This is a genomic window from Micromonospora coriariae (assembly GCF_900091455.1).
In the GTDB taxonomy this organism is placed as follows: domain Bacteria; phylum Actinomycetota; class Actinomycetes; order Mycobacteriales; family Micromonosporaceae; genus Micromonospora; species Micromonospora coriariae.
The window spans coordinates 3,331,065-3,344,380 of sequence record NZ_LT607412.1 but is presented as its reverse complement, the minus strand read 5'-3'; the positions used below and the strand labels follow the sequence as shown (position 1 = coordinate 3,344,380).

Genomic DNA, 13,316 nt, shown 5'->3' with positions numbered 1-13,316 from the left:
AAGTCACCCGATCAGGCGGTGGCCAGCAGTTGGTCCACCGGGGCGTAGTCGTCGGTCAGCACCAGCGCGTCGCCGGTGAAGTCCGTCAGGTCCGCGCCGGAGAGCAGGCTGACCCGCCGGTCGACCTCGTCGAGCCGGGCCCGGACGGCGTCCAGCGGCAGTGGCGCGTCGGAGGCGACGATGACGAAGTTCGCCCCCTGCTCCTCGGCGAGCGCCTCCGGCGGGGCGATCAACGCGACGTGCGCGAACTCGGCGGCCACCGTGGCCAGCTCGGCGCGGATGAACCGCAGCGGCGGGTAGTCGATGACGTTCTGCACGTACACCCCGCCGGGGCGGGTTACCCGCCGGATCTCGGCGGCCATCTCCCGGGTGGCCAGGTGCCAGGGCACCACGAGGTGGCCGAAGGCGTCACCGACCACCAGGTCACGACTGTCCGTCGGCTCGCCGACGACAAGCATCCGGGCGTCGCCCACCACCGCCCGCAGTTCCGGCCCCGGGCGTACGCCCAGCTCCCGCTCGCCCAGCTCGACCAGCCCTCCGTCGATCTCGAACACCACGTTGTCGGTGCCCGGCCGGGTGGCGGCCAGGTAACGCGGCACGGTGAACCCGCCGCCGCCCAGGTGCAGCGCGTCCAGCCGCCGCCCGGCGGGCGCGGCCACGTCCGCCACGGCGCCGATCCACTTGGTGTACGCGTACTCCAGGTGCTTCGGGTCGGCCAGGTCCACGTACGAGTGCTGGGCCGAGTTGAGCAGCAACGTGCGCCCGCTGGGCCGGTCCGGGTCCGACGTCACCCGGGCGCAGTGGTACGCCGTCTCGATGTCGCACGGGTTCGGCGCGACGGTGGTCAGCCCCGCCCCGATGAGGCCGAGCACCGCCAGCGCGGCCCGGGCCCGGGTGGGACCGGGCAGCTCGGTCCGCGACTGCCGGCGCAGGTACCAGCCGAGGCCGATGCCGGCCAGACCGAGCGCCACCGCCAGCGCCAGCAGGATCACCGTGCTGGGCAGCGCGGCGACCAGCACGAAACCGGTGAGCAGGGTGGCGGTGATGCCACCCAGGGTGCCGATCCCGGAGAGCCGGCCGACCACCTGGCCGGTCCGGCGCAGATCGGCGAGCTGAAGCTTCACGACCAGCGGGGTGACCGCGGCGAGCAGCGCCGCCGGCACGAACACGGCCAGCGCCACCAGCAGCAGGATGGCGCTGGCGGCACCGCCGCGCAGCACCTCACCCGCGTACCGGACCACGGGCAGGGTGATCGCGGTGGCGATGCCGGCCAGCACCAGCGCCGGCGCCAGCAGGCCCCGCGGGTCGCGACGGTCCGCCAGCCAGCCGCCGGACCACGCCCCGTACGCGATCGCGGCCAGCGCGATGCCGATCACCGAGCTGGTCACCTGGAGGGTCACCCCGACGTACGGGCCGACCAGGCGCAGCGCGACCGTCTCCAGCACCAGCACGGCACCGCTGGAGAAGAAGACCAGAAAGGCGGCCAGGCCGTTGGGCAGCGCCCGGCCGGTGACCGGCACGGACGGGGACGAGGAAGCCGGCGGGGCCGCTACATCGGACGGTGGGGAACTCATCGTCGCGATGGTACGCAGCCAAGCCGGTGTCGCGGGTCAGTACATCGAGAGATGAACATGGTTCGTGTGGCTGGCGGCCGGGCTGCCGCTGCCGCTGTACGAGCGCCACCCGGTGCCGGGATGCCAGATCTGCCTGTACCAGATCACGTAGAGCACACCCAGTCGGTCGGCGTTGCGCACGTGCCACGCGGCCAGGCTGTCCCCGTACGCCTTGTCGCCGCCGGTCGCGTTGCGGTCCTCGAAGCCGTTCGTGGCGGCCGCGAAGTCGCAGGCCCGTCCCTTCGGGTGCTCGCCGCCGCCGCCGCTGCGGTGACAGGAGACGTGCCGCTTGTACCCGGCCGCCTGGGTCTGCTTGAGGGCGTTCAAGGTGCGCGGGGTGATACAGCCCGACGTGGTCGGGTCATTCACCGAGCAGGATTCCGACGGCCAGGACCCGTCGGAGTTACGCGGCGCGGGCTTCGCCGAGGTGGAGCTGCCGCCGCTGAAACCGTTGCTGCTGCCCGAGCTGACCTCGGCGAGCGCCGCCTCGGCCTCCTTCTTCTTCTTCGCCATCACAGCGAGCTGCTTCTGCTGCTCGCGGACCTCCGTGTCGATGGCGAGCTTGGCCTGCTGCGCCTGCTGCCGCGCGTCGGTCAGGGTGCGAAGCCGCTTGCCGTCCCGCTGGGCCATCAGGTCGAGGTCGGCCGCGCGTTGCAGGAACGCCTCCGGGTTGGCGGAGTTGAGCAGCATCGACACCGGGGTGAGCCGGCCCGCGCGGTACGACTGCGCGGCCACCTCGCCGACCTGGGCGGTGAGCTCGACCAGCCGGCCCTCGACACTCTTCAGCTCGCCGGTGAGCGCCGCCTGCCGACGCTTGGAGTTGTCCAGCTTGGCCTTCGCCTCGATGTGCCCCTTGGCGGTCAGCTCCAGCGCGTCCCGCAGCTTCTTGCTGCCGCCCTCGCCGGGCTCCGCGTACGCGGGCACCGCGCCACCGCCGAGCACCAGCGCGACGGCGGCGACGAGAGTGAGCAGCACGCGGCGACCGCGCCGCTGGCTGAGCCTGATCCTGGGCACGAAAGCGTCCTTCCGTCGACCGCCGGCCCCCGGTGAACCACTGCGCGGCGGCGTCCCCGCCGGCGCCGGACGGCGGCCTGCTGGCGGAGACCGCCGGTCACGATACCGGAACCCGCGCCGGTGACCAGCCCCGTGACGGCTCGGCGGCTCCGGTGTCGACGCAGCGTGCCACCACCGTCGCGCAGCGCCCGGATCAGGTGCCGAGCAGGGCTTCGTGCACCTCGGCCCAGACCTGCTCGTTGGCCGCGACGAGCAGCCCATGGCCCTCGTCGGCCGGGTGGTAGTCGACGCCGTCGAACCGGCGGGCGACGCCGCCGGCCGCGCGGACCAGCAGGGAGCCCGGGGCGTGGTCCCACGGCAGGGTGCGCCAGAAGAGGACGAACTGCTGCTCACCGGTGAGGATGTCCAGGTACTCCCGGCCGGCGCAGTGCTGGCCGGGCAGCAGCTCGCCGAGCCGCCGGCCGCCGGCACGGACCCGGTCCCGGGTCTCCGGTGGCAGGAACCGGGTCATCGCGGTGCCGCGCAGCTCGCCCAGTCGCGGCCCGGCACCAGTGTCGCCCACCGGCCGGCCGTTGAGCAGGGTGCCGTCGTCGGCCCGGCCGCTGGCCAGGATCCCGGCCAGCGGGTCGAGGATCCAGCCCGCGACCGGCCGCCCGTCGGTCAGCAGCGCCACCATCAGGGCGAACGGCCGGCGACCGGCGGCGAAGTTGGCTGTGCCGTCGACCGGGTCGACCAGCCAGACGTCCCCGCCGTCGCGCAGGTGCCGCAGCAGCCCCGGATCGTCGGCGACGCCCTCCTCGCCGACCACCATCGAGCCGGGCCGCAGCCGGCGCAGCCCCGCGGAGATCAGCTCCTCGGCACGGCGGTCCGCGACTGTGACGATCTCGCCGGGCGCCTTCTCCGACACGTCGGCCTCGTCGAGCTTGCGGAACAGCGGCAGCACGATCTGGTCGGCGGCCTCCCGGAGCAGGTCACCGACGTCGTCGAGCAGGGCGTCAGCCACGCGGCGGCAGCTTGACCACGCTGACGAAGAACTCGTCGATCTGCCGGACCACCGAAATGAAGCGCTCGAAGTCCACCGGCTTGGTCACGTAGGCGTTGGCGTGCAGCTGGTAACTGCGCAGGATGTCCTCGTCGGCCTGCGAGGTGGTGAGCACCACTACCGGGATCCGACACAGCTCCTTGTCCTTCTTGATCTCTTCCAGCACCTCCCGGCCGTCCCGGCGGGGCAGGTTGAGGTCGAGCAGGATCAAGTCGGGCGTCACCGCGTCGGCGTACTGGCCCTCCTGCCGCAGGTAGGCGAGCGCCTCGGCGCCGTCGGACACGACGGTCAGCCGGTTGCGCAGCTTGTGCTCCTCGAACGCCTCCTGGGTCATCAACACGTCACCCGGATCGTCCTCCACGAGCAGGACCTCGATCGGGCTCTTGCCGTCCGCCGGCGCGGTCATCCCACCGTCTCCCTCATGTCACCCGTTCTACCGCTTTCCGGGGATCCGTCGGCCCGGTCCGGCCGGTCCGCCCCGTCGGACCGCTCGGCGGGGGTCGCCGGCGTCTCGTTCGAGGGCACGGCGTCGCCGGTCGCGTCCGCCGCCGCCTGCGGCGGTTCCGGCGTGCCGGCGGCAGCGGCTGCCGCCTCGACGTCCTCGGGCAGCGCCGGCAGGGTGAACCGGATCGCCGTGCCCTCCGGGACGTCGGTGTCCACCCAGACCCGGCCGCCGTGATATTCGACGATCTTCTTGACGATGGCCAACCCGATGCCGGTGCCCGGGTACGCGTCCTTCGAGTGCAGCCGCTGGAAGATCACGAAGATCTTGTCGGCGAACTCCGGCTCGATCCCGATGCCGTTGTCCTGGCAGCTGATCTCCCACTCGGCGCCCACCAGCCGGGCCGAGATGTGCACCTTCGGCGGCGCGTCCGGACGGCGGAACTTGATCGAGTTGCTGACCAGGTTGGCCAGCAGGTTGGTGAGCAGCGGCTCCTCGCCCCGGATCACCGGCAGCTCGGTCCAGGTCAGCTCGGCGTCGGCGTACTGCCGGGCGGCCTCGGTCTGTCCGGCCACGTCACCCATCACCTTGTTCAGGTCGACCTCGACGAAGCCGCTGGTGAGCCGCCCGATCCGGGAGAACGCGAGCAGGTCGTTGATCAGCCGCTGCATCCGCTGCGCGCCGTCCACCGCGAAGGCGATGTACTGGTCGGCCCGCTCGTCGAGCTGACCCGCGTAGCGGCGCTGGAGCAGTTGGCAGAAGCTGGCGACCTTGCGCAGCGGCTCCTGGAGGTCGTGCGAGGCCACGTACGCGAACTGCTCCAGGTCACGGTTGGACCGGGTCAGCTCCTCGGCCTGCTTCTGCAGCTGGCTGTTGACCCACTCGATGCGCTCGCGGGCCTCGCGCACCTCGGCCAGGTCGGAGGCGATCTTCTGGCGCATCGCGTCCACGTCCGCGCCGAGTTGGACGAACTCCGGCGGCCCGGTGGTGGCGATGCCGTGCTGGTAGTCGCCCTTGGCGACCTCGCGGACCTGGTCTGCGAGCCCGATCAGCGGCCGGACCACCATCCGGTCCAGGGAGACCAGCAGCACCGCGCCGGCGACGACCACCACCAACGCGGCAATGATCAAGAGTGCGACCAGCAGGTTGCTGCTGTTGCGTACGTCAGCCGCGGACTGTTCCCGGGCCGCCAGGATCTCCTGCTGGAGGTCGTCGATCGCCGCCCGGACCTCGTCGAACTGCTGCCGGGCCTGTTCGGTCACCAACGCCTGACCCGCGCTGGTGCCGCTCTGCTCGGTGGTGCTGATCACCGGCACCGCCACCGACTGCCGCCACTGCTCGGCCCGCTCTTCGACGGTCCGGAGTTCCTGACCGATCTGCGGGTAGTTGTCGAGCAGTGCCTGCATCGCGGCGACGACCTTCTTCTCCTGGTCGAGCCCCGCCTGGTACGGGCCCAGGTCGTTCTGGTCACCGCTGACGGCGTACCCCCGGACCGCCGTCTCCTGGTCGAGCACCGCGTTGAGCAACTCCTGCGCCTGCACCCGCAGCGGGCCGGTCTCGTTCAGGATCGCGTCGATCTGGGTGCGGTTGCGCGCGGCCATCGCCGCCTCGGCCCCGGCCAGGCCGATCAGCAGCACGCCCACGATGGTGAGCAGGGTGATGACCCGGCGGCGCAGACTCCAGCCGCCGAACACCGGCGTCACCGGCCACCGCCCCGGCTGACCAGCAGCATCGCCACGTCGTCGGCGAGCGGGCCACCGTTGATCTGCTCGGCCCGGCCGACCAGCCATGCCGGCAGTTCGGGCAACGACACGTCACGGTCGGCCGGCTCGTCGAGCAGCCCGCACAGGCCCGGCACGTCGAGCCGCTCGTTGCCCTCGCCCACCCGCCCCTCGATCAGGCCGTCGGTGTACATCAGCAGGGACCAGTCATCTGTGTCGAACTCCAGGTCGTAGGCGATCGGCCGACGGGGTCGTACGCCCAACAGCAGACCACCGGGCGCCGGCACCGGGGCGACCCGCCCGTTCGCGAGCAGCAGCGGCGGCGGATGCCCGGCGAGCCGAACGGTCGCCCGGTTGGCGTCCAGGTCGAGTCGGGTGGTGGCCACCGTCGCGAAGATCTCCTGGAGGCGGCGCTCGCTCATCAGCACCTGCTCCAGCGCCGGCAGGACCTCGTCGTCCGGCACCTTGGCCAGCACCAGGGCCCGCCAGGCCACCCGCAGCTCCACGCCGAGCGCGGCCTCGTCCACACCGTGCCCGCAGACGTCCCCGACGATCAGGTCGAGGCGGTCCGGACGGGTCTGCACCACGTCGAAGAAGTCCCCGCCGATCAGCGCGGCGTGCCGGCCCGGCCGGTAGAAGGTGTGCACGGCCACCTGGTCGGTCGACATCAGTGGCTGGGGCAGCAGGCCGCGTTCGAGCCGAGCCGACTCGGCCTGACGCAGCTCGACCTCGCGCAGCCGGCGGGCGTTCACGTCGGCGCGCTTGCGCTCCACCGCGTAGCGCAGCGCCCGGGTCAGCAGCACCCCGTCCACCTGACCCTTGACCAGGTAGTCCTGCGCACCTTCGGCGACCGCCACGATGCCCAGGTGCTCGTCCGAGCGGCCGGTCAGCACGCAGACCGCGGCGCCGCTGGACATCTCCAGCACCTGACGCAGCCCGTCCAGGCCCTGCGCGTCCGGCAGGCCCAGGTCGAGCAGGACACAGTCGACGCCGATCATCCGCTGCCGCGCCTCGCTGAGACTACTGGCGACCAGCAGGTCGATCATCGAGTTCGTTTCGGCCAGCAGCTCGCCGACCAGGAAGGCGTCGCCCTCGTCGTCCTCCACCAGCAGCACCCGCAACCGCTCACCGGGCGGCAGGTTGACGTGCCGCGCCAGGCCGCCGTGCGGGTACGGCACGACGGGGGAACCGGCCATGCCGGCTCCCCGGTGCGGCCGGGCCACCGCCGCGAGACGCGGGAGATCGCTGGTGATGTCGGGCTCCTTCCGAGTGCCCTGCTGATCCTGTATTAGACAACGGTCACACACAACACGACGGCCTCGGCGCGGCCGGGGATGGGCCGCATCACTGCCCCGCCGAAGGACAAACCGGGCACGGTGGACGCTCGGGCATCCGGCCGTCCCACCCGACCACTGCCCGACCGGCCGTCCCACCCGGGGCTGCCGGAGGGCAGGATGATCCCACCCCAGGCCCCACCATCCCGAGGAGTTCCCGTGGGCGCACCCCCCACCCCCGCCGCGACGGGCATGCCGGTTCGCCCGGGTCCGGGCGTACCCGCCGCCGACCGCGCGCTGGCCCGGCCCCGCCGGCGGCTCACGGCCGCCGCGGCCGCCCTCGTCGCGCTGGCCGCCGTCGGCGCCGGCAGCCTGCTCGACCTGCGCACCCCGGCCCCGACGCCCGCCGACGCGCCCGCCGACGAGTTCAGCGCCACCCGGGCGTACGAGGACGTCCAGGTCATCGCGGCCCGGTCACACGTCGCCGGCAGCCCGGCCAACGACCAGGTCCGCGCGCACATCGAGCAGCAGCTCCGCGGTCTGGGCCTGGAGACCGAGGTGCAGGACACTGTCGCCCCGGAAGCCGGCCAGCTCAGCGGGGCCGCGGGCGGGGCCACAGTGGCCCGGGTCCGCAACGTGGTGGCCCGGATGCCCGGCACCGACCCGACCGGCCGGGTCTTCCTGGTCGCCCACTACGACTCGGTGCAGACCGGCCCGGGCGGCAACGACGACGCGGCCGGCACCTCGGCGATCCTGGAGGTGGCCCGGGCGCTGGCGGCCGGCCCCCGGCCGCGCAACGACATCGTCTTCGTGCTGACCGACGCCGAGGAGGCCTGCCTCTGCGGCGCGTCCGCGTTCGCCGCCAGCCATCCGCTGGCGGCCGACGGCGGGGTGGTGCTCAACCTGGAGGCGCGCGGCTCCACCGGCCCGGTCATCATGTTCGAGACGTCCCGGAACAACGCGAAGATGGTGGACGTCTTCGGCCGGGCCGCCCCGCACCCGGTCGGCACCTCCTTCGCGGTGGAGATCTACCGCGCGCTGCCCAACGACACCGACTTCACCGCGTTCCTGGACCGCAGATTCGTCGGGCTGAACTCGGCGTACATCGACGGCGGCGCGATCTACCACACGCCGCTGGACACCCCGGCCGCCATGGACCGGAGCAGCCTCCAGCAGCACGGGGACAACGCGCTGGGCCTGGCCCGGGAGTTCGGTCGCACCGACCTGACCGACCTGCGCTCCGGGCACGACGCCACCTACTTCCCGGTCCCCGGCGGGCTGGTCCGCTACCCCGGCTGGCTCACCCTGCCGCTGGCACTGCTCGCGGTGCTCGGCGTGGCCGCGCTCGGCTGGCTGACCCGGCGGCGGGGCCGGGCCAGCACCGGCCGGCTCGCCACCGGCTTCGGACTGGCACTGGTGCCGATCGTGGCCGCGCCGCTGGCCGCGCAACTGCTCTGGATGGCGATCACCGCGATCCGACCGGGGTACGCCGAACTCCTCGACCCGTACCGGCCGATCTGGTACCGGCTGGCCGTGCTGGCGCTCGCCGCCGCCATCCTGTTCACCTGGTACGCGCTGCTGCGCCGCCGGATCGGCCCGGCCGCGCTCGCGTTCGGCGGGCTGGCCTGGTTGGCCCTGCTCGGGGTGCTGCTCGCCGTGGCGGTGCCCGGCGGGGCGTACCTCACCACCCTGCCGGCGCTGGCCGGCGCGCTCGGCGGCCTGCTCGCGTTGCGTACCCGGCAGACCGGGCCGTGGCCGGTGGTGGCGGTGACGGCCGCCGCGGCCGTCGGCGTGATGATTTTGCTGCCCACCGTGGTGCTGCTCTTCCCCGCGCTGGGGATGGCCATGGGCGGGGTGGCCGCCCTGGTCGCGGTGCTGCTCGGCCTCACCGCGCTTCCGGTGGTCGACCTGCTGTACCCGCAGGCCGGCGGCCAACGGGGAATGCGGGCGCTGCGGGCCCGACGGCTCGCGATGCTGCCGGCCGGGGCCGCCGCCGTGGCGGCGGTGGTGCTCGCCGGGGTCGGGCTGGCCGTCGACCGGTTCGACGCCGCCCACCCCGCGCCCACCCACCTGATGTACGCCATGGACGCCGGCACCGGCCAGGCCCGCTGGCTGAGCCACGAGACAGACCCGCAACCGTGGACGGACGGCTACGTGGACGGGGTGACCGACGTCGGCGACGACTTCCCGGGCCTCGGCGACGGTGAGCTGCGGACCGGCCCGGCGCAGCCGGCGAACCTGCCGGCGCCGAAGCTGGAGGTGCTCGCCGACTCGGGCTCCGGCTCCGGCTCCGGCTCCGGCGGGGAACGCACGCTCCGGCTGCGGCTCACCCCGCAGCGGGAGGTCCGCCTCGCCACCCTGCACGTCGACACGTCGACCGCCACCGTGCTGCGGGCCGAGGTGTCCGGCCGGTCGGTGCCGGTGGAGCCCCGCGACGGTCGGTGGGGCTTCGGGCTGATCTTCCACGCCCCGCCGGCGGAGGGAATCGAGGTCACGCTGACCCTGCGACCGATCGCCGGGCAGGTGGCGTTGCGGGCGATGGACGCCAGTGACGGCCTGGAAGGGCTGCCCGGATTCCGGCCCCGACCGCCGGCCGTCGGCATCGTCGGCTCGCACAGCTCCGAGATGCTGGCGGTCGCCCGCACCTACCCCGTCTGACGGGCGGTCCGGTCCACGCTGGGACGGGGTCGGGCGGGATGCCGGTCATCCCTGGTAAGGCGGCGCCACACCCCAGCCCCAGCGTGGTACCGGCGCCTGCTGGATCGGGTTCGCGTCGGGTTGGGAATTGCTTACCGCCAACCGGCTGCCCCACTCCAGGTAGCTCGTGAAGGCGGCACGGAACTCCGGATCGTCGGGTAGGCCGACCTCGTCGGCGGCGTCCATCATCAGGTTGACCCACCGCCGCCGCTGCGCCTCGCTGATCGCCCTACCCACGTGCAGGCCGACCATGTGGGGATAGCCGCCGTGCTCCACTGTGTAGGTGGTCGGTCCGCCGAAGACCTCGGCAAGCCATACAGCTATGTACCGGGCGTGGTCGGGGTCCATGCTCGCGAACATCGGCGCGAGCAGGTCGTCGGAGCGGGCCAGGCGGTAGAACGCGTCGCAGAGCTTCATGAACGCGTCGGTGCCGCCGGCCCACTCGTACAAGCTCGGCGGCGCGGCGCCACCAGGGCCGGAAACCGAGGTTTGGGCGTAGTGCCGCATCTCCTCGATGTCCTCGACGTACGGCTTGATCGCGGCGAAGAACTGCCCGAACACCGGGCCGCCCCGAAACCCCTTCAGGTGCTCGTCCACCGATGTCCAGGCGATGCGCAGCACGTAACAGGCGGGATCGTCCAGGCAGCGGCTCAACTCGTAGTCCACGCACTGCGGCGCAGCGCGTAGCGCGCCAGCGGCCCGCTCGTACGCCGCCTCGAAGCCGTCCAGCCGATCCTGCGGTACGCGGTACCTGATGTACTCGATGACCATGGGGACAGCCCAACATCCAGAGCGACGGCGATCAAGTACGCACCATCTGGTACGTGCCTGAAGGGGGCCCACGATGCCCGAGCGATACCACTGCCCGGTCGAGCTGGCCGTCGACGTCATCGGCGGCAAATGGCGGCCGGTGATCCTGGCTCATCTCAAGGAGGGCGTACACCGCTATGGCGAACTGCGCCGCCGGATGCCGGGGGTGAGCGAGAAGATGCTGACCCAGCGTCTGCGCGAGCTGGAGTCCGACGGGCTCGTGGTGCGGCACGACCACGAGACCACACCACCTCATGTCGACTACCGGCTCACCGAGGAAGGACTCAGCCTGGCCCCGGTGCTGCAGGCCCTCTACGACTGGGGTGCCGCGCGGGCCGCACGTACCGGTACCGCCATCGACGAACCTATCCGGCGGGTTCTCCCGGCGAGCGGCAGGTGACGTGACTCAGGATCTGGGTGATTTTTAAGCGAGCACTTACTTCCAGCGGTATTGATCTAGCGCGGGTGTGCAGCCGATCAAACTGGACGAGACGCCCTGTGACCTGGGCTTGGACAGGTCATCGACGGTCATCCGTGGTCGCCGTTGGTTCACCTCAGACGGCTTGGAGACGGCCTGATCTTGGTGCCCTCCAAGGGCTCCGACCCCCGCCGGGGGGAAGCGGACACAGCTCGTCGACTCGTGCCGGGCGTTGTCGACCAGTGCGACCGAGCAGCTGACGCGAGATGTTCTCTGCTGCCTCCTACCCGCCTAGATCAAAGGGCCTGCTGCCTCGTCGCTGCCTCCAGCCCTCGGCTTGGTCGTCTCCGCCGTAGCCCGAAACTTGTACCGGATGCGGTCGCCGACGGCCTGGGCCTCGTACGCACGTTGCCAAGCGGGCACCAATCCAATGCAGTCGCTGCGTAGGGTGAACGTCGTGAATGGCGAGCCCCATCCTCGTTGGCGAGCGCGGTTCTTGCGGATTGCGGCCAGCCTCGCCGTCATGCTCGTCGTATGCGCTGTCGGTGGCTACCTCGCGCGACCTGTCGTGGCTAAGGCGGTCTACACGCTTCTCTCACCGATCACGGGCGGGTGCATCGCCGCACCAGACGAGCCGACGAAGCTAGATGATGAGGCGGTGTTTCAGCGGGTGCCGGCAGGCGCTTCGTCGATTGGCGGGCCGACCGTGCAGCAGCCGTGCGCCGACGGTCGCCGCGACAGTGAGAGCAAGATCTTCGGCGAGGTGACCGTCGAGTATCGCAGTGACCTGTCGGACGAGGAGATTCGAGGCCACTATGAGGCGGTTGCCCGCGAGTCGGGGTGGACGTTCGACGTCTCAGACCGGCGGCTTGTATTCGCCATGAAGACGCTGCGGGATCGTTGCCTATGGTTGAGCGTCTTCCGCGATGAAGCCGGTCGGCCCGGCTACTACAGCGTCGAGGTCACCTTCTGGCCCAAGTACGAGGACTCCTTCTGCGACGACTGAGCCAGCGGCGGTTACGACCAGGACAGCCGAACCCCGCGGCTACATCTCGCTTACAAGTTCTGAGCGCTTCGTCCAGGGGTGTTCGGGCACGTCCACGACCTCGGGCGACCGTCCGCCGGCGGCCAGCCCTGGTCGCCTTCGTCTTGGCCCGTTGCTGTCGCCGCTGCTGTCAGCTGCTACCTGTGCCCGTTGCGCTGCACTGGTTTGACCACGTCTCGCCACAGTCCTCGCATCAGGGCTCGATGACGGTTGGTCCCGCCGCGCGGCATCAACCGATCGACCCGCAGCTTGATCATGCCCGCCCAGCAGAGACACACACCAGCGGTGATCGCCAGTGCTGCCATGGCGAACAACATCATCGTCACCGGCAGGGAACGAACGAGCGTCGACACCAGGACCAACAGACCGAAGATCAACCCGACGGCAAGGCATCGGTATCCCCAAACCACGCTGCGGTAGCCACCGCTGCCCTGGATCCGCGCAATGGCCTCGTCGAGTCCCGTCGTCGCCACTGCCACCGTCCTCATCCTGGGGCGCTCAGTATGCACCAGAACCAATATCCGGCGTACAGGTCGACTCGTCCGTCGCCCACCAGGCCAGCCGCCCTGACGCGGGGGCGGACCTGCTGTTCCTTGGGGCGCTGCCGGTCGTCGCTGGTCGTCATTGGTCGGCGCTAGACGGCCCGGCGACGGCCCAGACGGGCCCATGGACGGCCCAGATGCGCAGTCAATTTGATGGTTGACACATGCCTGCGGAGTCGGTAGATCATCTGGCGTGATTGATCAAGCAGGACAGGGCCAAGCGGAGCGGCGGGCAGCCGTCCGTGCCTACCGGCAGGTGCCTGCGGCTGTGCGTCGCGACGTCATCCGGTACTCCAACAAGAGACGCTCCCACCCAGATCCTCAGGTCGCTGCGGCCGCCGAACGGTGGGCACGGGCAGTTCTCCGGCCCGCCTGGTGGAACCGGATCCCACCCTTCGTGTTACCGCTGTTGAGCGTGGTGCTCATGGCCGGCGGATTGGCCTCCGGGAATCTTTTCCTTGCGTGGTGGTGCGGGGTAGGGGGTTTCGTACCTCTCGTTTTGGGCCTCGTGTCGTGGAATCAACGGCAGGCGGCCAAGCAGATACTCGAGTCGTCAAACGACGTGACGCGGCCCTGAGCGGGAGCGGGGTCCTCAAGCTGAAGCTTTCCCAACTCCTGGATAACAGTTGCTCAGGCGCGAGAGAGCTGAGCGGTCCGGCTCAGACGTTGAAGCGGAACTTAGAGCGGCTCGCACGTGA

11 protein-coding genes are annotated in these 13,316 nt (G+C 71.3%); 3 read left to right on the top strand and 8 right to left on the bottom strand.

All coding sequences use genetic code 11. The annotated features are described in order from the left end of the window. Positions 1-11: 11 nt before the first annotated feature. The 6 genes from GA0070607_RS15660 to GA0070607_RS15635 all read right to left on the bottom strand — a co-directional run bounded on the left by GA0070607_RS15660 (position 12) and on the right by GA0070607_RS15635 (position 7,028). Positions 12-1,574: a fused MFS/spermidine synthase gene (locus GA0070607_RS15660; RefSeq protein ID WP_231931062.1), complete on the bottom strand. Its 1,563-nt coding sequence runs from the start codon at positions 1,572-1,574 to the stop codon at positions 12-14. A gap of 36 nt (positions 1,575-1,610) precedes the next feature. Further along, positions 1,611-2,627: a coiled-coil domain-containing protein gene (locus tag GA0070607_RS15655; RefSeq protein ID WP_089018878.1), complete on the bottom strand. Its 1,017-nt coding sequence runs from the start codon at positions 2,625-2,627 to the stop codon at positions 1,611-1,613. Between the two features lie 193 nt (positions 2,628-2,820). Further along, positions 2,821-3,630, bottom strand: coding sequence for an inositol monophosphatase family protein (locus GA0070607_RS15650; RefSeq protein WP_089018877.1), 810 nt, complete (start codon positions 3,628-3,630; stop codon positions 2,821-2,823). Continuing rightward, entirely contained in the window at positions 3,623-4,075 is a 453-nt protein-coding gene (locus tag GA0070607_RS15645; protein ID WP_089018876.1) for a response regulator, read from the bottom strand. The genes GA0070607_RS15650 and GA0070607_RS15645 overlap by 8 nt, the downstream gene beginning before the upstream one ends. Continuing rightward, the gene (locus tag GA0070607_RS15640; RefSeq protein ID WP_231931060.1) at positions 4,072-5,814 is read right to left on the bottom strand and encodes a sensor histidine kinase; all 1,743 of its coding nucleotides are present in this window, start codon (positions 5,812-5,814) and stop codon (positions 4,072-4,074) included. Before GA0070607_RS15640 ends, GA0070607_RS15645 begins: the two co-directional genes overlap by 4 nt. Then, positions 5,811-7,028 carry a PP2C family protein-serine/threonine phosphatase gene (locus tag GA0070607_RS15635; protein ID WP_089018874.1) on the bottom strand — a complete coding sequence of 406 codons (1,218 nt, stop codon included), beginning with the start codon at positions 7,026-7,028 and terminating at the stop codon, positions 5,811-5,813. Before GA0070607_RS15635 ends, GA0070607_RS15640 begins: the two co-directional genes overlap by 4 nt. A 297-nt stretch (positions 7,029-7,325) precedes the next feature. Here GA0070607_RS15635 and GA0070607_RS15630 point away from each other — a divergent pair, with 297 nt between their 5' ends. Beyond that, positions 7,326-9,764 (top strand): M28 family peptidase, encoded by a 2,439-nt coding sequence (locus GA0070607_RS15630; RefSeq protein WP_408630884.1) that lies wholly within the window; start codon positions 7,326-7,328, stop codon positions 9,762-9,764. Positions 9,765-9,809: 45 nt separating this feature from the next. On the opposite strand, the gene GA0070607_RS15625 is transcribed toward GA0070607_RS15630, so the two are convergent. Beyond that, on the bottom strand, positions 9,810-10,574 hold the full coding sequence (locus GA0070607_RS15625; RefSeq protein WP_089018873.1) for a group II truncated hemoglobin: 765 nt from the start codon (positions 10,572-10,574) through the stop codon (positions 9,810-9,812). Between the two features lie 73 nt (positions 10,575-10,647). Here GA0070607_RS15625 and GA0070607_RS15620 point away from each other — a divergent pair, with 73 nt between their 5' ends. After that, entirely contained in the window at positions 10,648-11,013 is a 366-nt protein-coding gene (locus GA0070607_RS15620) for a winged helix-turn-helix transcriptional regulator (protein ID WP_089018872.1), read from the top strand. A gap of 475 nt (positions 11,014-11,488) precedes the next feature. Continuing rightward, on the top strand, positions 11,489-12,037 hold the full coding sequence (locus GA0070607_RS15615; RefSeq protein ID WP_157743168.1) for a hypothetical protein: 549 nt from the start codon (positions 11,489-11,491) through the stop codon (positions 12,035-12,037). A 176-nt stretch (positions 12,038-12,213) separates the two neighbouring features. Here the strand turns inward: GA0070607_RS15615 and GA0070607_RS15610 are convergent, their stop codons facing one another. Beyond that, a complete protein-coding gene (locus GA0070607_RS15610; RefSeq protein WP_157743167.1) occupies positions 12,214-12,555 on the bottom strand; it encodes a hypothetical protein in 342 nt (113 codons plus the stop codon). Between the last annotated feature and the right edge of the window lie 761 nt (positions 12,556-13,316).